At 61.3% G+C, this 20,195-nt stretch carries 15 protein-coding genes; 7 read left to right on the forward strand and 8 right to left on the reverse strand.

The features are described 5' to 3' along the window. Positions 1 to 216: 216 nt before the first annotated feature. The 4 genes from sugE to BM193_RS17825 all read left to right on the forward strand — a co-directional run bounded on the left by sugE (position 217) and on the right by BM193_RS17825 (position 2,995). On the forward strand, positions 217 to 537 hold the full coding sequence (sugE, locus tag BM193_RS17810; protein ID WP_092798923.1) for a DMT family transporter: 321 nt from the start codon (positions 217 to 219) through the stop codon (positions 535 to 537). An 11-nt stretch (positions 538 to 548) separates the two neighbouring features. Then, entirely contained in the window at positions 549 to 908 is a 360-nt protein-coding gene (locus BM193_RS17815; protein ID WP_092798925.1) for an NADH-quinone oxidoreductase subunit A, read from the forward strand. 94 nt (positions 909 to 1,002) lie between these two features. Beyond that, positions 1,003 to 2,160, forward strand: a complete 1,158-nt coding sequence (locus tag BM193_RS17820; protein ID WP_092798927.1) for an iron-containing alcohol dehydrogenase — start codon at positions 1,003 to 1,005, stop codon at positions 2,158 to 2,160. 43 nt (positions 2,161 to 2,203) lie between these two features. Then, positions 2,204 to 2,995, forward strand: a complete 792-nt coding sequence (locus BM193_RS17825; protein WP_092798929.1) for an EAL domain-containing protein — start codon at positions 2,204 to 2,206, stop codon at positions 2,993 to 2,995. Between the two features lie 47 nt (positions 2,996 to 3,042). On the opposite strand, the gene BM193_RS17830 is transcribed toward BM193_RS17825, so the two are convergent. The 7 genes from BM193_RS17830 to BM193_RS17860 form a co-directional block, all read right to left on the reverse strand. Then, positions 3,043 to 5,103 carry a 3-hydroxybutyrate oligomer hydrolase family protein gene (locus BM193_RS17830; protein WP_092798931.1) on the reverse strand — a complete coding sequence of 687 codons (2,061 nt, stop codon included), beginning with the start codon at positions 5,101 to 5,103 and terminating at the stop codon, positions 3,043 to 3,045. Positions 5,104 to 5,179: 76 nt separating this feature from the next. Beyond that, positions 5,180 to 6,160, reverse strand: a complete 981-nt coding sequence (locus tag BM193_RS17835; protein ID WP_092798933.1) for a branched-chain amino acid ABC transporter permease — start codon at positions 6,158 to 6,160, stop codon at positions 5,180 to 5,182. Positions 6,161 to 6,191: 31 nt separating this feature from the next. Then, the gene (locus tag BM193_RS17840; RefSeq protein WP_092798935.1) at positions 6,192 to 7,076 is read right to left on the reverse strand and encodes a branched-chain amino acid ABC transporter permease; all 885 of its coding nucleotides are present in this window, start codon (positions 7,074 to 7,076) and stop codon (positions 6,192 to 6,194) included. 149 nt (positions 7,077 to 7,225) lie between these two features. Next, positions 7,226 to 8,434 carry an ABC transporter substrate-binding protein gene (locus BM193_RS17845; RefSeq protein WP_092798937.1) on the reverse strand — a complete coding sequence of 403 codons (1,209 nt, stop codon included), beginning with the start codon at positions 8,432 to 8,434 and terminating at the stop codon, positions 7,226 to 7,228. An 81-nt stretch (positions 8,435 to 8,515) separates the two neighbouring features. Continuing rightward, on the reverse strand, positions 8,516 to 9,238 hold the full coding sequence (locus BM193_RS17850) for an ABC transporter ATP-binding protein (RefSeq protein WP_092798939.1): 723 nt from the start codon (positions 9,236 to 9,238) through the stop codon (positions 8,516 to 8,518). Continuing rightward, complete coding sequence (locus tag BM193_RS17855; protein WP_092798941.1) at positions 9,238 to 10,008, reverse strand: ABC transporter ATP-binding protein; 771 nt, start codon at positions 10,006 to 10,008, stop codon at positions 9,238 to 9,240. The genes BM193_RS17850 and BM193_RS17855 overlap by 1 nt, the downstream gene beginning before the upstream one ends. 133 nt (positions 10,009 to 10,141) lie before the next feature. After that, positions 10,142 to 11,767 (reverse strand): GMC family oxidoreductase, encoded by a 1,626-nt coding sequence (locus BM193_RS17860; RefSeq protein ID WP_092798943.1) that lies wholly within the window; start codon positions 11,765 to 11,767, stop codon positions 10,142 to 10,144. Positions 11,768 to 13,233: 1,466 nt separating this feature from the next. Here BM193_RS17860 and BM193_RS17865 point away from each other — a divergent pair. Then, a complete protein-coding gene (locus BM193_RS17865; RefSeq protein WP_092798945.1) occupies positions 13,234 to 14,010 on the forward strand; it encodes a 5'-methylthioadenosine/adenosylhomocysteine nucleosidase in 777 nt (258 codons plus the stop codon). Between the two features lie 76 nt (positions 14,011 to 14,086). Here BM193_RS17865 and putA read toward each other — a convergent pair whose 3' ends face one another. After that, entirely contained in the window at positions 14,087 to 17,740 is a 3,654-nt protein-coding gene (putA, locus tag BM193_RS17870; protein ID WP_092798947.1) for a trifunctional transcriptional regulator/proline dehydrogenase/L-glutamate gamma-semialdehyde dehydrogenase, read from the reverse strand. A 207-nt stretch (positions 17,741 to 17,947) separates the two neighbouring features. On the opposite strand from putA, the gene BM193_RS17875 reads away from it, so the two are divergent. Next, complete coding sequence (locus tag BM193_RS17875; RefSeq protein WP_010393827.1) at positions 17,948 to 18,403, forward strand: Lrp/AsnC ligand binding domain-containing protein; 456 nt, start codon at positions 17,948 to 17,950, stop codon at positions 18,401 to 18,403. Between the two features lie 202 nt (positions 18,404 to 18,605). Continuing rightward, positions 18,606 to 20,168, forward strand: coding sequence for a methyl-accepting chemotaxis protein (locus BM193_RS17880; protein ID WP_092798949.1), 1,563 nt, complete (start codon positions 18,606 to 18,608; stop codon positions 20,166 to 20,168). The last annotated feature ends 27 nt before the right edge of the window (positions 20,169 to 20,195 follow it).

Below are 20,195 nucleotides of genomic sequence, written 5' to 3' on the forward strand. Positions count from 1 at the left end.
GGGCGTGGCGGCGCCTGTTTCTGTTTCACGTGGAACACGCGGCGCTGCCACGCCAGGGGCCTGCATGGGGCTGCGGCAGGGTGAAATGTTTGCTACAATTGCCGCATCGTCCGCCTGCGTGCTCACGCCAGTGACCATGGCGACGATCATCCAGGAGGACGGCCTCCCCCATCATGGGAACACACCGGGACGGCCCGCTCTGTATAAGGAGCCGCCATGGCCTGGATACTCTTACTCATTGCCGGCATGTTGGAAGTCGTGTGGGCATACTCGATGAAACTCTCCGCGGGTTTTACCCGCCTCACTCCCTCTGTCGTGACCATCGTCATGATGATCGCCAGCTTCGGCTTGCTGTCGGTGGCCATGCGCACCCTGCCCCTGGGCACGGCCTATACCATCTGGACGGGCATCGGCGCCGTCGGCGCCTTCATCGTCGGCGTCGTCTTGCTGGGCGAGCAGCTCAGCGCCATGCGCGTGTGCGCCGCCGTTCTCATCGTCAGCGGCATCGTGCTGATGAAACTGTCTTCCAGCCACTGAGGGGCATCACCATGTTCCTCGAAAGCTACTTTCCCGTGCTGCTGTTCATACTCGTCGGTATCCTGGTTGGCATCGTGCCCATGCTGCTGGGGCGGGCGCTGGGACCGCATAAACCCGATCCGCAAAAGCTGTCCCAATACGAATGCGGCTTCGAAGCGTTCGGCGATGCGCGCATGAAGTTCGACATCCGCTTCTACCTGGTGGCCATCCTGTTCATCCTGTTCGACATCGAGGTGATCTTCCTGATGCCATGGGCGGCCAATGTGCACGCGCTGGGTCTGCTCGGCTTCTGGGCCGTCATGGGCTTCCTCGCCGTGCTGACGATCGGCCTCGTGTATGAGTGGAAGAAGGGCGCGCTCGACTGGGAATAACGGGCGCAAGCAAGGCGTCTGGTTCCACGTGAAACAGGCGCGGTGCGGGAAAGCGGAGTAAGCTTGGTTTTCCTCCCCACTGCCAGGAGTACGCATGTCCGCCTTCCAGTTTCGCACCGTGCCCCATCTGATCATCGCGGCGGGCGCCGCCGGTCAGGTGGGTGTCCACGTCGCCCATCATTTTCCGGCCGTCCGCCGCGCCCTGCTCGTCACCGACGCGGGCTTCTTGCGCACGGGCCTGGCCGAGGCGCCCCTGCGCAATCTGCAGGTGGCCGGCATCGAGGTCCACGTCTTTTCCGAGGTACAAGCTGATCCGTCCGAAGCCATCGTGCTGGCCGGCGTGGCGATGGCGCAGATGTTTCACGTGGAACTGATTATCGGCCTCGGGGGCGGCAGCTCGCTGGACGTGGCCAAGCTGATCGCCGTGCTGGCGCCGGGCCACCAGGAATTGGCGCAACTGTATGGCATCGGCAATGTCCACGGCCAACGCCTGCCGCTGGTGCAACTGCCCACCACGGCGGGCACGGGTTCGGAGGTGACGCCGATTGCCATCGTCACCACGGGCGCCACCACCAAGATGGGCGTGGTCGCCCCGCAACTGTATGCGGACCTGGCCATCCTCGACGCCAGCCTGACGCTGGGCTTGCCATCCGCCGTCACGGCCGCCACGGGCATCGATGCCATGGTACATGCGATCGAAGCGTACACCAGCCGCCTGCAAAAGAATCCACTGTCCGACATGCTGGCCACCCAGGCGTTGTCGCTGCTGTCTGGCAATTTAATAAGGGCGTGCCACGATGGCCAGAACCTGGCGGCGCGCCAGGCCATGCTGCTGGGCGCCATGCTCGCTGGTCAGGCGTTTGCCAATGCGCCGGTGGCCGCCGTGCACGCCCTCGCCTATCCCATCGGCGGCCTGTTCCACGTGCCACATGGCTTGTCGAATGCGCTGGTGCTGCCGCACGTGCTGCGCTTTAATGTGTCCCATGCGGCGCCCCTGTATGCGGAGCTGGCCGCCATCCTCCGCCCGGGCGTCACGGGCAGCGACGAGGCACGGGCCCATGCCCTCATCGATGCCATGCAGGAGATTGCGCACGCCACCGGCATCGCCCGCACCCTGCGCGAGGTGGGTGTCGCCGCCAGCGATCTAGACCGGCTGGCCGACGAAGCCATGCTGCAAACGCGCTTGCTGGGCAATAATCCCCGCCTGGTGACACGCGGCGATGCGCGCGCCATCTATGCGGCGGCACTGTGAGCCAGCAGACGGAATAAGCCGGCCCCCCTGCTACACTGCCGCCATGACGCCTCCCGACATTCCCCTCCATCCTGCCAGCACGCGCTTTCCCTACGGCGCCTGCGCCGGCTGCCACGACAGCGCACCGCTGAACTTTGCCTTCGAGTATGCATATCAGCCGATCGTCGACCTCGCCACGCGCAGCATTTACGCGCATGAGGCGCTGGTGCGCGGCCCGCATGGGGAAAGCGCCGCCAGCGTGCTGGCGCAAGTCAACGACGAAAACCGCTACCGCTTCGACCAGGCTTGCCGCGTGAAAGCCGTGGCCGGTGCAGCCCGGCTGGGCATGCAGGGCTACCTGTCGATCAACTTCCTGCCCAACGCCGTCTATCGTCCCGAGGTGTGCATCCGCAGCACCCTGGAAGCCGCGCGGCTGCACCACTTCCCCACCGATCACATCATCTTTGAAGTGACGGAAGGTGAACGCGTGCAGGACCGCCCCCATTTGGTGGATATTTTCCGCGCCTACCGCCGCTTCGGCTTTCAGACGGCCATCGACGATTTTGGCGCCGGCTACGCGGGCTTGAACTTGCTGGCCGAATACCAGCCCGACATCATCAAGATCGACATGGACCTGGTGCGCAACATCGATACCTCCCTGGTGCGCCAGGCCATCGTGCGGGCCATCGCCAGCCTGTGCGGCGAACTGGGCATCCGCGTGCTGGCCGAAGGCATCGAGACGAGCGCAGAACGCGACTTCCTCGCCAGCTGCGGCATTTCCCTCATGCAAGGCTACTGGTTTTGCAAACCTGTCTTCCAGGGACTGGGACAGATCCCCGAGGCCGCCTGGGCATAAAAAACGGCCACCGACAAGGTGGCCGCGTGTTCCACAGGCAGTGCCCGCTAGTTGGGAATATCCACCACCGTCCCCGCCACATTGACGGCATTCGCGGCAGCGGGCACCGCCGCGATCGGCGGCACGTTGACGTTCGTGATCAAGGTGGAGGCATCGGCGCGCGTCACCGTGCGCACCACCTGCGATGGCGGCAAGGCTTGCTTGGTCGTCAAATGCGCATACAGGGCATCGAGCGCCCGGTTCAAATACACGTGCAGGGGCACGATTAACGTCGGCAAGGCGCTGCTGAAGGAATCGAAGTGGTTGGCGTTCGTCACCTCGATATAGCGCAGCTTGCTGTTCGCCCCTTCCACCACCGCATTCAAGCCCACGTACGCGCGCGAAGCATGATTCACGGGAATCAGGGTATCGCTGCGGCCGTGCACGATGATGGCCGGCTTGCCGTTCAACTTGGCCGTCGCCTGCACCTCGGCCACGCCGGCCCGCACACGCGCGCTGTGCGTGGCCAGGGTGCCACGCAGGACGGCGCCGCTGACGGCATCCTGCCCTGTCGCCAGGCTGCGCAGGCACAGGAAGCCGTCCAGCGACTGGTCCGCCAGGCTGGTCGATGGCGACACGCCCGCCGTGTACACCTTGGCGCCGCCGACGCTGTCTTCATACACGACATTGCCAAGGATGCCGTTTTGCGCAGCAAAACTGGCCGCCTTTTGCGCCGACGTGAACGCGATCGGATTGCCGCCGCCATCCGTCTGCGCAAACGTGAAACCGCAGACCTTGTCCGTCACGGAGAATTTTCCGTAGGCATACGCGTACGTGACGGCCACCAGGATGTTCGTGCCCGCATGGGCCGCCTGCAAGGGATCGGAATCGAGCAGCCAGCCATACGCCTGCAAGCGCTTCTTCGCGTCGGCCTGCTGCGATGCCAGGTCGGCGCCGTTCAACAGCCCTTTGCCGACCAGCGCCGTGCAGCGTCCCGCATTGCCCGCCACGGAAGCGATGCACGGCTGGTACAGGGCGGCATACGTAGCGTAATCGAACAGGGCGCGGCCGGGTGCATTCACCACCACCCCGCCCTGGCGCACGCTGTAGGCAGTCGAGGGTGCCGGCTGCACCTGCGGCTCGCTGGCGGCCACGCCGCTGATCAAGCCCTTCGTATCCTGCTCGGCCGCCAGCAGGGCCGAGCCGGCGCCGTTGGAAATGCTCGAGGCGATCGTGATGGTGTTCTTCGGCGTCAGGCGCACGATGCGCGAACTGCCGTCGCGGGCCAGCACGCCATAGCGCTCGTTCAAGACGTAATAGGCCATCTCGACGGCTTGCAATGTCACCTTGCCCCAGTCCTTCTCCGGGTTCTGCTGCGAATGCGCATGCTTGAAGGCAATGCGGTTCGGGTAGGCGCCGGCCCAGGCCAGGCGGTCCGCGTCGGCCAGGTCCGGCGCGAAGAGCGCATTCTTGCCGGCCGCAACCCTGCCCGCGCGCACGCCGTTTTGCAGGTTGACGCTGTCGTCCTCGAATACATACAGGCCCGTGCCGGAGCCCTTGTCCGCATACGCCACGGCGCAGCCCTTTTTGAGCCCCCACTCGCCCGAGCTGCCGATGGCGCCATAGATGCCGCGCGAGCCGCTGGACGTTCCCGTGACGATGCAGGCGCGGTCCGGATCGAAGCTGGCGGGGACCTGCACCATCAAGGTGACGTTTTTCTTGCCCGTGCCGTCGTCCGCATAGGCGATGTATTCGCTGCCAGCGATCAAGCCCTCGCCCGTGCCCACATTGCCATTCGCGTCCACGTTCGGTCCGTACAGGGTGCCGTAGCCGCTGTTGGCGGCAATGTCGAGCACGGCGCGGTAATTGGCGTGGATGGCGTTGCGGCGCAACTCCACGGGTGTGGGCTGCTCCGCATTCGCATACGCGGGGGTGGCACCCGCCAGCCCGGTCTTGCCCAGGCCGGCAGTGAGCAGGTCGTTGCTCTTGCCGTCGTAATCGGCCCGCGTGATGGCGCCCAGGTAGGCGGGCAGCTGGTTCAGTTCTTCCGGCGCATGGTTGCTGCCGCAGGCCGTCAATGCCAGCAAGGTGCACAGGCCCGCGCCGGCGCGCGTGATCGTCGTTTGCATGGTGGTTCTCTCCGTTGAGGACACAGTGGATGCACAATGAAAAACGCCGGACAGACAGTCCGGCGTTGCTGAAAACTCAGGCAGCGGCTTTGGCCGCCCTGCCGCCGAAACGGGCGAGCGCTTCACCGACGATGCCACGCCGGAACATCAGCACGCAGATGACGAAGATGATGCCGGTGACGATGCCCACCGATTCACCCAGGGTCCCGAACCACTCGACGCCCGTGTGCGTGGCCAGGTAGGTGCCGAAGTCGCCCAGCTTGTTTTCCAAGGCAATGATCAGCACGGCGCCGATGATGGGGCCGGCCAGGGTACCCATGCCACCGACCAGTGTCATCAGCACGACCAGGCCCGACATGCCCCAGTACACGTCGGTCAACGTCTCAAAGCCCAGCACCAGGGTCTTGGTGGCACCGGCCAGCGCGGCCAGGGAAGCGGACAGCACGATGGCCATCAGCTTGTACTTGTTGACGTCATAGCCCAGCGAAATGGCGCGCGGTTCGTTTTCCTTGATGGCTTTCAATACCTGTCCGAACGGCGAATGGATGGTGCGCACGATCAGGGCGAAGCCGGCGATGAAGATGGCCAGCACGACGTAGTACAGGACCATGTCGTTACCCAGGTCTATGGTGCCCAGCAAGGTTCCACGTGGAACACCCTGCAAGCCATCCTCGCCGCCCGTGAACGGCAGGCGCAGGGCCAGGAAGTACACCATCTGCGCCAGGGCCAGGGTGATCATCGTGAAATAGATGCCCTGGCGGCGGATGGCCAGGCCGCCCATCACCAGGCCCAGCAAGGCACCGGTGGCGACCCCGGCCAGCAGTCCCAGTTCCGTCGGCCAGCCCCAGGTGCGCAGCGCGTAGCCGGTGACATAGCCGGCGCCGCCAAAGAAAGCGGCATGGCCAAACGACAGCAAGCCCGTATAGCCGATCAGCAAATTGAAGGCGCAGGCAAACAGGGCAAAGCACAGCAACTTCATCAGGAAGACGGGATAGCCGTAAAACGGGGCCGCCAACGCCAGCAGCAGGGCAATGGCGTAGCCTACATTCTTATTCATCGTGGTAGCTCCAATACATGTCTGATGAGGATTACTTTTCTTTGCCGAACAGGCCGGCGGGACGCAGCAGCAGCACGATGACCATCACCACGAAGACCACGGTGGCCGAGCCTTCCGGGTAGAACACGCGGGTCAGGCCCTCGATCACGCCCAGCGCCAGGCCCGTCAGGATGGAGCCCATGATGGATCCCATGCCGCCGATCACCACCACGGCAAACACGACAATGATCAGGTTCGAGCCCATCAGCGGCGAGACCTGGATGATGGGCGCGGCCAGCACGCCGGCGAAACCGGCCAGCGCCACGCCGAAGCCGAACGTCAGGGTCACCATCAGCGGCACGTTGATGCCGAACGCTTCCACCAGTTTCGGGTTTTCCGTGCCGGCCCGCAGGTAGGCGCCCAGTTTGGTTTTCTCGATGACGAACCAGGTGGCCAGGCACACGGACAGCGAAGCGATGACGACCCAGGCGCGGTAGTTCGGCAGGATCATGAAACCCAGGTCGGTCGCGCCGGCCAGCGCTTCGGGCACGGCATACGGCTGGCCCGAAACGCCATAGAACGAGCGGAATACGCCTTCCATGATCAGGGTGATGCCGAAGGTCAGCAGCAAGCCGTACAGGTGGTCGAGTTTATACAGCCAGCGCAGCATGGTCTTTTCGATGAGGATGCCGACCAGGCCCACGAGGATGGGGGCGATGACGAGCATGGCCCAGTAATTGATGTCGAAATAGCTGAGGCCCATCCAGGCCAGAAAGGCGCCCATCATGTACATGGCGCCGTGCGAGAAATTAATAACATTGAGCAAGCCGAAGATGACGGCCAGACCGAGGGACAACATGGCATAGAACGAGCCGTTGACGAGGCCCAGCAGCAGCTGGCTCATCATCGCTTGTAATGGAACGCCGAAAATTTCCATGGCATCACAGTATAAAAAGCACCGCCAGGCGACGGTGTGGTATCAAGGGAAACGCGCCGCCGCGAACGGGTGCGGCGGCGCAAGGCGTACCCTGCGAGCCAAGCGTGCAGGACAGACTGCCCGCGCAGCGGCGGGCGATTTCTACGAGCTTACTTCCACAGCGAACACTTCGATTCAGCCTTGGTCACGTAGGCCTGCGCGCCGGGCACGGTGGCCACCACCTTGTAGTAATCCCAAGGATATTTCGACTCGGACGGCTTTTTCACTTCCATCAGATACATGTCGTGCACCATGCGGCCATCGGGACGCACTTCGCCGTTCTGGGTGAACATGTCGTTGATCTTGGTCTTCTTCAGATACGCCATGACTTTCTCGGTATCATCCGTGCCCACGGCCTTGACGGCTTTCAGGTAGTTCGCCGCGGCCGAGTAATCGGCTGCCTGCAGCATCGACGGTTCCTTCTTCATCTTGGCGAAATAGCGTTTCGACCAGGCCCGCGTTTCCGGATTCAAGTCCCAGTACCAGCCGTCCGTCAGGTACATGCCCTGCGTCAGGTTCAAGCCCAGCGAATGGATGTCATTGATGAAGATCAGCAAGCCGGCCAGTTTCATGGACTTCGTCAAGCCGAACTCATTGGCCGCCTTGATACTGTTGATGGCGTCGCCGCCCGCATTGGCCAGGCCCAGGATTTGCGGTTTCGCCGCCTGTGCCTGCAGCAGGAAGGAAGAGAAATCCGACGCGCCCAGCGGATGCTTGACGCTGCCCAGCACCTTGCCGCCCGCCGCCTTGACGACCTCGGCCGTGTCTTTTTCCAGCGAATGGCCAAACGCATAGTCGGCCGTCATGAAATACCAGTTCTTGCCGCCCTGCTTGACGATGGTGCCGCCCGTGCCGCGCGCCAGGGCCACCGTGTCGTAGGCGTAATGCACGGTGTACGGCGTGCATTCCTCATTCGTCAGGCGCGAGGAACCGGCACCGATGGCAATAAAAATCTTTTTCTTTTCCGCCGCCACCTTGGCCATGGCCAGGCTGGCGCCGGAATTGGTGCCGCCGATCAGCATGTCGACGCCCTGCTGGTCGAACCATTCCCGCGCCTTCGAGGCGGCGATGTCGGCCTTGTTCTGGTGATCGGCGGAAATGAATTCCACCTTCTTGCCGGCGATGACCACACCGGCATCGGCGATCGCCATCTTGATGGCTTCCGCGCCCCCCAGGCCATCGACGTCGGAATACACGCCGGACATGTCGGAAATAAAGCCGATCTTGATGGTGTCGCCCGAAACCTGGGCGTGCGCGGCGGCGGACAAGCCCAGTGCGCAGAGGGTGGCGGTGGCAATGGCGATAGCGTTACGTTTCATAGAGTCTCCGTTGGGATTATTGTTTGCTATTTAAACGATTGCTCGACGACGATACGAACTACAGGGCGAACGACATGGGCATTACACGCCAAGCAGCTCGGTCAATACCGGCATCTTGGCTTCCAGTGCGGATGCAGCAAAAGTCTCGACGATCTGACCGTGCTCCATCACATAAAACCGGTCCGCCAGCGGCGCGGCGAACCGGAAATTCTGTTCCACCATGACGATGGTGTAGCCCTTTGCCTTCAGGGTGGTGATCATGCGCGCCAGTCCCTGCACGATGACGGGCGCCAGGCCTTCGGAAATTTCATCGAGCAGCAACAGGCGCGCGCCCGTGCGCAGGATGCGCGCCACGGCCAGCATCTGCTGCTCGCCGCCGGACAGCCGCGTGCCCTGGCTGTGGCGGCGCTCCTGCAGGTTGGGGAACATGGCGTAGATTTCCTCCACCGTCATGCCCTTCTCGCCGCTGGCCAGGGTCGGCGGCAGCATCAGGTTTTCCTCCGTCGACAGCGACGAAAAAATGCCGCGCTCTTCCGGACAATAACCGATGCCCAGGTGGGCGATTTTGTGCGTGGCCAAACCTATCGCTTCGCTGCCATGGACCTTGATGGAGCCCGTGCGCGCGCCCGTCAAGCCCATGATGGCGCGCAAGGTCGTCGTGCGGCCGGCGCCATTGCGGCCCAGCAAAGTCACCACTTCACCCTGCTCCACTTTCAAATTCACATCGTGCAGGATGTGCGATTCACCATACCAGGTATGCAGCTGGGCGATTTCCAGCGCCGGTGGCTTGCTTGTAGAAGTCATCAATGCGCCCCTTCCAGTTCCGCGTGGGTGGTGCCCATGTACGCTTCCATCACCTGCGGATTGCGCGACACTTCCGCGTAACTGCCTTCGGCCAGCATGGCGCCGCGCTGCAGCACGGAAATCTTGTTGCAGATACCCGAAACCACGTTCATATTGTGTTCCACCATCAAGATGGTGCGGCCTGCCGACACCTTCTTGATCAGCTCCGTGACCCGATGCACGTCTTCGTGGCCCATGCCCTGGGTCGGCTCATCGAGCAGCATCATTTCCGGCTCCATCGCCAGGGTGGTGGCGATTTCCAGCGCCCGCTTGCGGCCATACGGCATGTCGACCGTGATGGTGTCGGCGAACTCCGTCAAGTCCACTTCGGCCAGCAAGGCCATGGCGCGGTCGTTGAGCTGGTTCAAGGAACGTTCGCTTTGCCAGAAGTGGAACGAGGTGCCCAGCTGGCGCTGCAAGCCGATGCGCACATTTTGCAGCACGGACAAATGCGGGAAGACGGCGGAAATCTGGAAGGAACGGATCACGCCCATGCGGGCGATCTGGGCCGGCTTGGCGGCCGTGATGTCTTTCCCATTGAACAGGATCTGTCCGGAAGTGGGGACCAGGAATTTGGTGAGCAAGTTGAAACACGTGGTCTTGCCGGCGCCGTTCGGACCGATCAAGGCGTGGATATGGCCCCGCTCTACCTTCAAGTTGACGTCACTGACTGCCGTGAAACCCTTGAATTCCTTGGTCAAATTTCTTGTCTCCAAGATTACGTTTGACATCGTGTCTCCTAGTTGTACTTTTTGTACTACTTAGTCATTTTTATAATACACAACTTAAATTTAACGCACAATACAGTATAACTACGGGGATTTTTGGCCAGCCCGAATGGCGCAAACGCACGCTTTTCGAGCGTCATTTCCAGGCCGCGTGTATCATTTGCGCCGCTTTTTCCGCGATCATCACGGTGGGCGAGTTGGTATTGCCCGATGTAATGTAGGGCATGATGGAAGCATCGACGACGCGCAGGCCGGCCAGGCCGATCACGCGCAGCTGGCTGTCGACGACGGACAGGGGATCGCTGGCCAGGCCCATGCGGCACGTGCCCACCGGGTGAAAAATCGTCGTGCCGATCTGGCTGGCCGCCTGCGCCAGTTCTTCCTGCGTCTGAAATTGCACGCCGGGCTTGTATTCCTGCGGCGCAAACTTACTTAACGCCGGCGCGGCGGCGATGGCCCGCGTCAGGCGCAAGGCATCGGCCGCCACCTTCCGGTCCTGCTCGGTACTCAGGTAATTGGGCACGATCTTCGGCGCCGCATAACTGTCGGCGCTGGCGATCCGCACGTGGCCGCGCGAGCTGGGGCGCAGGTTGCAGACGCTGGCCGTAAACGCGGGAAACGCATGCAAGGGTTCGCCGAATTTGTCCAGGGACAAGGGTTGCACGTGGTATTGCAGGTTCGGCGTGGCTTGCTGCGGATCGGATTTCGCGAACGCCCCCAGTTGCGACGGCGCCATCGACATGGGCCCGCTCTGGAACAACGCATACTGCAAACCAATCTGCATCTTGCCGAACATGTTGCTGGCCATGATATTCAAGGTTTTCACGCCCTGCACCTTGAAGACCATGCGCAGCTGCAGATGGTCCTGCAAATTGCCGCCCACGCCGGCCGCATCGACCACGGGCGCGATACCATGCTCCTGCAGCAAGGCGGCGGGGCCGATGCCGGACAATTGCAGCAATTGCGGCGAACCGATGGCCCCCGCCGTCAGCAAGGTTTCGCGCCGCGTCGTCGCCTGCCACTGCGTGCCGCCGCCCGTGAACACGATGCCCGTGCAGCGCGGACCCGCTTCCGTCGTTTCCAGCAGCAGACGTTCCACGTGGCAACCCGTCATGATCGTCAGGTTCGGCCGGCGCGCCGCCGGTTTCAAGAACGCTTTCGCGGTATTCCAGCGGATGCCGCGGCGCTGGTTGACGTCGAAATACGCGCTGCCGCTATTATCTCCGCCATTGAAATCGCTGGTTTTCGGGATGCCCACCTGCTGCGCCGCGTCGCGGAACGCATTCAAAATGTCCCACGACAGGCGCTGTTTTTCCACGCGCCACTCGCCACCGACGCCATGGTTTTCCGATGCGCCGCCGTAATAATCCTCGCTTTGCTTAAACAGCGGCAGCACCTTGTCCCAGCGCCAGGAAGCGTCATCCGTCAGGTCCGCCCAGTGGTCGTAATCGCCAGCCTGGCCGCGCATATAGATCATGCCGTTGATGGACGAGCTGCCGCCGAGCACTTTGCCGCGGGGATACATCAAGCTGCGCCCGCCCAGGCCCGCGTCCGCCTGCGTGGAATACAGCCAGTCCGTGCGGGGATTGCCGATGCAATGCAGATAACCGACGGGGATGTGGATCCACACGTAGTCGTCCTTGCCGCCCGCTTCCACGAGCAAAACGCTGGCGTCCTTGTCGCGCGTGAGCCGGTTGGCCAGTACGCAACCGGCCGTGCCACCGCCCACGATGATGTAGTCGTATTCGCCTGCCGATTCCAATGAAGCTCCTTTCGGTATGCCATCAAGCTGTCGCGCGGCGTGTCTCCCCGCCCCGTTCCGCTACCAGAGTCTGTCTTTCTTCATGCATGCATGGCTGCTGAGCCGCCTTGAGATTACCACCAGTGCCGGGCCAGGGCGACATTAATCGTGGCAAATGACAACGACGAGGGTCACGGCAAGGTGAAAAACAGCGCCTAAAAGGGGCGGCAAGCTGTGGATAACCGTATGGATATCCACAGGGACGATATGTGCGTAAACGAAAATTTTTTTCAGCCGCTTTTTTTTGTCCAGAAACCATCCCAGACAGATACAACGCTTACTCAGCGCTTATCCGTACGCCAAGCGATTGTTTACAAGGATAAATCAGGACTTATCCACAGAAGATGACACCGTTAACTACTATTACTATTCTTGTATACGATCTTGTTAAGGTAAACCCGACAACACGCGCTTTGCCTGCGCTTCGCCGACGAACAGGTTCACAAGCCTGACTTCAAAAAAAAAGCCGACAAGCTGCTTTGACGGCCCAAAAAAAACGCGCCAACAACTGAGCAGCGAAAACCGGCGCGGCCGGCGTCATGCAGACAGCACTGCCAAACCGTTTTGCAAAATAGAAATGTCAACGGCCCTTGCCAGGCGCTGAGCCGGCAAGCCGCATGAGGTCGAAATCAGGGGAAGTTGGAGACGATTGTGGATAAGTCACTTGATATCCACAGGATGAATTGTGCGTAAACACGCAGTTATGCGCAGCCGCGTATTTTATACAAGTTTGCTCCTCGCGTGATACAGCGATTATGCACGCTTTATTTTGTGCGTAAACGATTGATCCTGTTGAAAAAAGACGACTTATCCACAGAAAAAAACGCGTTTACTATTACTACTATTTTTATATATAGATCTATTGTAAACCGACAAAAAAAGCGGAAGTCCGGGGATATTTCCCAAAAGCAGGCAAAAACCGTCAAAAAAAAAAGTCAACGGCGACAGCGCGACCATGCCAAACCGTCTTCCAGGAATCAACTCGATGCCAATCTGCAGGAAAGAGCTGCGCTCGTGATCGCTCAGCTGCGATTGCCAAGCAGGGAGTCATGCATGCAGACCACGTCAAACATGTCACTGCAGCAAGAAAAAACGCGATTTATGCAGAGCAGTGTGGATAAGTGCCTGCATATCCACAGGATGAGATGTGGGAAAAGTCGATCTTTGTCCACAAGCCAATTTTTATCCCAAACAAGTCCTCCGTAGATACAATGCTTGTGCGCCTACTTTTTTGTGCGCTAAGTTGATGATTTTTAGACGGTATACCGACTTATCCACAAAAAAATGGCCGTTTACTATCACTACTATTTTTATGTATACATCTTTATTTAAAACACAGAGACAAACGCGCACGGTGGAAAAGTCGCCGGAACGGCTGTTTTCACCCTGTAAACCGTTTTGCAATACAAAAAACCTGTAAAAACAGCATGAATTCACCCAAAAAAATGCGTTTAGGTATCATCAGTGCCTTGCACGAAGAACAGCAGGGGCTGGTAGAAGCCATGCAAGGCCCCCAGAGGCGTTCGCACGGCATGCGTGACTACACCCTGGGAACCCTGTGGAATATCGACGCTGTGTGCGTTCTGTCGCGTCTGGGCAAGGTTGCCGCTGCCATGACAGCTTCTATCCTTGTGGAAAAGTACGGAGTTACCCACATCGTCTTCACCGGCGTGGCCGGCAGCGGGGATAAACGCGTGAAAGTCGGCGATATCGTGGTGGCGGAAGCGCTGCTGCAGCACGACATGGATGCCCGCCCTTTGTTTCCCCGCTTTGAAGTGCCGCTGACGGGTCTGCAGCGCTTTGCCACGGACCTGGAACTGAGCACGCAGCTGGGAGCCGCCGCGGAAGATTTCCTGCGTGACGACGCTGCCAGCGTGCTGCAGGCGGCCGATATCGCGCAATTCGGCTTGCAACATGCCACAGTACACCGCGGCCTGATCGCCAGCGGCGACCAGTTCATCGGCAGCGCGGCGCATATCAACCAGCTGAAAGCGGATATCCCGGACCTGCTGGCCGTCGAAATGGAAGGCGCCGCCGTGGCGCAAGTGTGTTTTGAACTCGGCGTGCCGTTTACGGTCATGCGCACCATTTCCGACAACGCCAACGAAGAGGCGGCCGTCGACTTCATGCGTTTCGTGCAAACCGTCGCCTCGCCGTACGCGTTTGCCGTGATCCGGCAGCTGTGCCGGCGCCTGGCTGGCTGATTTTTCAGCTAGTGTGCATAAAAAAAGGGCAGAACCAGCGGTTCTGCCCTTTTTGCATTGATGACTTGCTTAAATATTAGACACTCAGCATCATCAGGCTGGCGTTGCCGCCGGCCGCCGTCGTGTTCACGCACAGCGCCCGCTCGGCGACGAGGCGCCACAGGGGGATGACACCCTCCTGCGTCGTCTCGATGGTGCCCACCAGGGCGCCTTCCCGGGCCGCCAGCAGCGGTTTGAGCTGGGCATCGAGGCTAGGCTCGATCATGGCGATCTGGAAATCATGCTTGACGGACTCCAGGCTGCTGACGACCTGGATGCGGTCCTTCAGCGCGGCCGGCAAATCGCCGGGAATCAGCGCAGGCGATTGCGCCAGCACCAGCGCCTGGTTGCCCGTCGCCAGCACGGCCGCCAGCTGGTTCATCAGCACGCCCGTGTTCGCCGCCGCGCAGAGGATGGTGCCGCGCGCGGCAAAGCTCAAGGTATTGCGTTCACCCGTCGGGCCTGGCAAGACGGTGGTGCTGCCCAGCAAAGTCGTGCGCGCGTATTCCTGCGCCAGCTGCTGCACCTTGTCGTGGCCATGCATCTTCGCCCACACGGTCAGCGCATCGAGCGCGGGCGGCGCCTGGCGCTGGTGCTGCGGGCCGGCCGGCGCATTGCGCTGCAGGCGTTTCAGGTACAGCGGGCCGCCCGCCTTCGGGCCGGTCCCCGATTTGCCTTCGCCGCCGAACGGCTGCACGCCCACCACGGCGCCGACGATGTTGCGGTTTACATAGATATTGCCCACGTGCGCGCGCTGGGTGATGAAGTCGATGGTTTCGTCGATGCGCGTGTGGATGCCCAAGGTCAGGCCATAACCGCTGTCGTTGATCGATTGCACCAGTTGCGGCAGTTCGGAACGCTTGTAGCGGATCACGTGCAGCACGGGACCGAAGACTTCGTGCGTCAATTGTTCCAGCGACTTGATTTCCAGCACGGTCGGCGCAACAAACGTGCCTTTCACGGTGGGCAGGTCGAGCGAATAGTGGTCGAGGGCCACGGTTTTCATCTTGTTGATGTGCGCCAGCAGATTGCCTTGCGCTTCGGCATCGATGACGGGGCCGATATCCGTGGCCAGGCGGTCAGGATTACCGACGCGCAATTCCTGCATGGCGCCTTTCAGCATGTGGATGGTCTTGTCGGCGATTTCCGCCTGCAGGAACAGCACGCGCAAGGCCGAGCAGCGCTGGCCGGCGCTGTCGAACGCCGACGACATCACGTCCTGCACCACCTGTTCCGGCAAGGCGGACGAATCGACGATCAGGGCGTTCTGCCCGCCCGTCTCGGCGATCAGCGGGATATCGATGCTTTCCGCCACGGCGCGCGCGGCCAGGTTGCGGTTGATCAATTGCGCCACTTCCGTCGAGCCCGTGAAAATCACGCCTTTCACGCGCGCGTCGTTACACAGGCCGGCACCGACCACTTCGCCGCTGCCGGGCAGGAATTGCAGCGCGCCGCGCGGCACGCCCGCCGCATGCAGCAACTGCACGGCGCGGTGGGCGATCAGCGGCGTTTGCTCGGCCGGCTTGGCCAGCACCACGTTGCCCGCTGCCAGGGCGGCGGCCAGCTGGCCCGTAAAGATGGCCAATGGGAAATTCCACGGGCTGATGCAGGTGACGGGGCCGAGCGCCAGGTTGTTCGGCGCGTGCTGCACCTGCGCCGCGTAATAGCGCAGGAAGTCGACGGCTTCGCGGATTTCCGCGATCGCGTTGGGCAGCGACTTGCCCGCTTCGCGCACGGCCAGGGCCATCAGCTCGATATGGTGTTCCTCGAACAGGTCGGCGGCGCGCAGCAAGGCTTGCGCGCGCAGCGACGGTTCCGTCGTTTGCCAGTCCATCGCATACGCGCTGGCGCTGGCCAGCGCCGTTTCCACGTCGGCCGGGCCCGCTTCCATGACCTTGCCGACGATATCGTCGTGCTGCGCCGGATTGTGGATGGCGTGCGTGGGCGCATTCAGGCTGACGGCGCCATCAATCAGCGGCCCCGCCTGCCATTGCTGCTGCTGCGCCAGGCCGGCGGCCAGGGTGCGCAGGGTGTCTTCATTCGACAGGTCCAGGCCGGCCGAGTTCTTGCGCTCGCTGCCAAACATGTCCAGCGGCAGCGGGATCGACGGGTGCGGCAAGCCGCCCTGCAGGCGCGCCTGCTCCAGCGGATCGCGGATCAGGCTATCGATGGCCACGCTTTCGTCGACGATCTGGTTGACGAACGACGAGTTGGCGCCATTTTCCAGCAGGCGGCGCACCAGGTAGGCCAGCAGGGTTTCATGCGAACCGACGGGCGCATAGATGCGGCAAGGCTTGTCCAGGTTGGCCGGACCGACGACCTGGTCGTACAGGGTCTCGCCCATGCCGTGCAGGCACTGGAATTCGTAGTCGGTGATGCCGTCGCGTTTCGCCCAGGTATAAATCGTCGACAGGGTTTGTGCGTTGTGCGTGGCAAATTGCGGGTAGATCAGGCTGCTGGCGGCCAGCAATTTTTGCGCGCACACCAGGTAAGAGACGTCCGTGTACACCTTGCGCGTGTAGACGGGATAGCCGTCCTGGCCATCGACTTGCGCGCGCTTGATTTCTGCGTCCCAATACGCGCCTTTGACCAGGCGCACCATGAACTTGCGGCCGCTGCGCTTGGCCAGGTCGATCAGGTAATCGATGGCGAAGGGGCAGCGTTTTTGATACGCCTGCACCACGTAGCCGATGCCGTCGAAGCCGGCCAAATCGGTATCAAAAGCAAGTGCTTCCATCAGGTCGAGCGACAGTTCCAGGCGGTCCGTTTCTTCCGCATCGATGTTGAAACCGATGTTGTACTGTTTTGCCAGCAACAGCAGCGCCTTGACGCGCGGCAGCAATTCTTCCATGACGCGGGCGCGCTGGGCGCGGCTGTAGCGCGCATGCAGGGCCGACAGTTTCACGGAAATACCGGGGCCATTCCTGATGCCGCGGCCGTTCGAGGCCTTGCCGATGGCGTGGATCGCCGTTTCGTACGACGCATAGTAGTTGGCCGCGTCCGCTTCTGTCAGCGCCGCTTCGCCCAGCATGTCATACGAGTAGCGGTAGCCGCGCGTTTCATTCTCGCGGCTGTTTTTCAGGGCTTCCTCGATGGTTTGCCCCGTGACGAACTGGTTGCCCAGCATGCGCATGGCCAGGTCGACGCCCTTGCGGATCAGCGGTTCGCCGCCTTTGGCGATGAGTTTGGTCATGGCCGAACCGAGACCCGACTCGCTGCTGGTACTGACCAGTTTGCCCGTGATCAGCAAGCCCCAGGTGGCCGCGTTGACGAACAGCGAGGGCGATTCGCCCAGATGCTTGCGCCAGTCGCCCTTGCTGATTTTGTCGGCGATCAGGCGATCAGCCGTTTGACTGTCGGGTATACGCAACAGCGCTTCCGCCAAACACATCAGTGCAACACCCTCTTCCGAGGATAGCGAGAACTCATGCATCAGTGCATCGACACCGGATGCGCGTGTGCGTTTTTGGCGCACGTTCGAGACCAGGCGGTGCGCCAGGGCCTGGCCTTCGGCCGTCGTTTCGGTGCTGCTGGCGCGCACTTGTTGCAACAGCCACTGCACGGCGGAAACCTCGTCGCGCCTATAGGCGGCCGTGATGGCAGCGCGTTGTGGCGTCGCTTCGGGCAGGATTTCCGCCTGGAGCGCAGCAAAGGGAATCGGGGTAAAAGCCGAAGGGCCAGCAGGGTGCATAGGAGCTCTTTACAAGGAAAAAGGAGACGAAACTTGCGGTATTTTTTGCTCCTTTTTGGTGCAAAAAAATACAGAAAGTCGAACGTTAAGATGATTCGATTGTAAAGGGGATTCTTATGGATTAATTCTGGTAATACAGAGGACTAGCAATAGATAGTTTTTGATGCGACAATTTAACCAAATAATATTTATATGGGGGTGATTCGCATGCTGGACAAGATCAGTAAGAAAATCTTGATGGAATTGCAGAGCGACGGGCGCATCAGCAATGTGGAACTGGCCGCGCGCGTGAACCTGTCGCCGGCCGCTTGCCTGGAGCGCGTGCGCAAGCTGCATGAATCAGGCTACATCATGGGCTATACGGCCCAGTTGAACCCGCAGTTGCTCGACGTCTCGTTGCTGGTCTTTATCGAAGTCGTGCTCGACCGCACGACACCGGAAGTGTTCGATGCCTTCAAGCATAGCGTACAAATCATTCCAGAGGTACTGGAATGTCACATGGTCGCCGGCGGCTTTGATTACCTGGTCAAGGCGCGCGTCAAGGATATGGCCGCTTACCGTGAATTCCTCGGCAAGACGCTGCTGCAAAAAGGTGTGCGGGAAACCCACACTTATGCCGTCATGGAAGAAGTCAAAAACACCACCAAATTGCCGATTAAGTGACCCCGGTGTAGTGCCGCCACTTTTCTGATTGAGCTATCGGAACAAATGTTGTAGGGTAGAACTACAATTCTGCTATCCGGTAGCCGCCTGAAACGCCGCGCAGACGCCAGTTCAGGGTGCAAGGTGGGCAATCGTGCCCACCCGCATACGGTTACAGCACGTCCCTTCGCGGGACGTGACGGTTTCGCGCAGCGGGGGACAAATGAAGCAGTTGCAGCATCAGCTGGTGCGTTTCTTTGTATTCACGATCCTGGCCATGGCCGTGGCCTGTTGCCTGGCCTATCTGCTGCTGGCGCTGGGCGGTGGCGAGCATCCCTATCTGATAGCCTGCATGGCGGCCTGTACCGGCGCCGCGCTGCTGGCATTCGCCGCGCGTCCGCGTGGCGAACCCGGCCTGCACCAGTTCGCCGACACGGTGGGCAAGGCCATCGATGCCATCATGATCGGCGCGGCGGAAACCTCGTACTTTGTCGACTCCGTCAAACAGAAGGTGGAACTGGACGTGCAGACGGCCAGCGACATTGCCGACAGCTCGGGACAGAACGCGGTGATGACGGAAAAGATCGCCGCCAACGCGGAACGGGCCGCCAAGGTGGCCGCCGGCGTGCGCGTGGAAAGCGTGGCGGCGCGGGCCGAGGTGGACCAGGGGCTGCGGCGCATCAACAGCGCCCGCGAGGAAGCGCAAGGCGCCTCCAGCACCATGCTCAGCCTGCAGGAAAAATCCAGGCGCATCACGGGCTTCACGGAAGCCATTTCCGACATTTCCGCGCGCACCAATCTGCTGGCGCTGAACGCCGCCATCGAGGCGGCACGGGCCGGTGAACACGGGCGCGGCTTTGCCGTGGTGGCCGGGGAAGTGCGGCAACTGGCGCAGCGCACCAAGGAAGCCTCCGATGAAATCAGCGTGATGGTGCGCGAAATCAATGAACAGTCGGAAAAAGCCGCGCGCGGCATGAGTTCGCTGGCGGCCGGCGTCACGGAAGCGGCGCGCAATGTGGAAAGCGTGCACGCCTCCTTGAGCCATATCGAGGAATCGTCGGGCGTGTCGGAAGACGAGATCGGGCAGATCGCCCGCGCCTCGCGCGAGCACGTCGACACGACGCAGTTGATCGCCGACGCCATCCTGCAAATCCGCGACAGCATGTTGTCGACGAATGCGGAATTGCCGCGCGCCACGCAGTCGGCCATGGCCCTGGCCGAGCGGGCCGAAGTGATCGCCGGCGCCTTGGGCGAATCGAGCGTGGCCACGCCGCACGACGAGATCCGCGAGGCCGCCCAGCGCGCCGCGCGTGAGGTGGGCAAACTCTTCGAGCAAGCCATCGCCTCGGGGCGCATCACGCGCGAAGCCCTGTTCGACCGCCACTACCGCCCTATCCCGAACACCAATCCGCCCAAGCACAACACGCAGTTCGACGCCTTTACGGACAAGGTGCTGCCCGACCTGCAGGAAGGCGTGCTGGCGGCATTACCCCACCTGGCGTACGCGGGCGCCGTCGACAACAATGGATACTTTCCAACGCACAACAAGAAGTTCTCGCAGCCGCTGACGGGCGATTACGCCACCGATATCGTGCATAACCGCACCAAGCGCATCTTCAGCGACCGCACGGGCAAGCGTTGCGGCAGCAACACGAAACCGTTCCTGCTGCAGACCTATAAACGCGACACAGGAGAGGTCATGCACGATTTATCCGTGCCCATCCACGTCGATGGCAAGCACTGGGGCGGTTTTAGAATTGGCTATCGCTCCAGCACTCACGCATAAAAAAAACGCCTGATGTTTCATCAGGCG

The organism is Janthinobacterium sp. 344, from assembly GCF_900112025.1.
Taxonomy (GTDB): domain Bacteria; phylum Pseudomonadota; class Gammaproteobacteria; order Burkholderiales; family Burkholderiaceae_D; genus Janthinobacterium.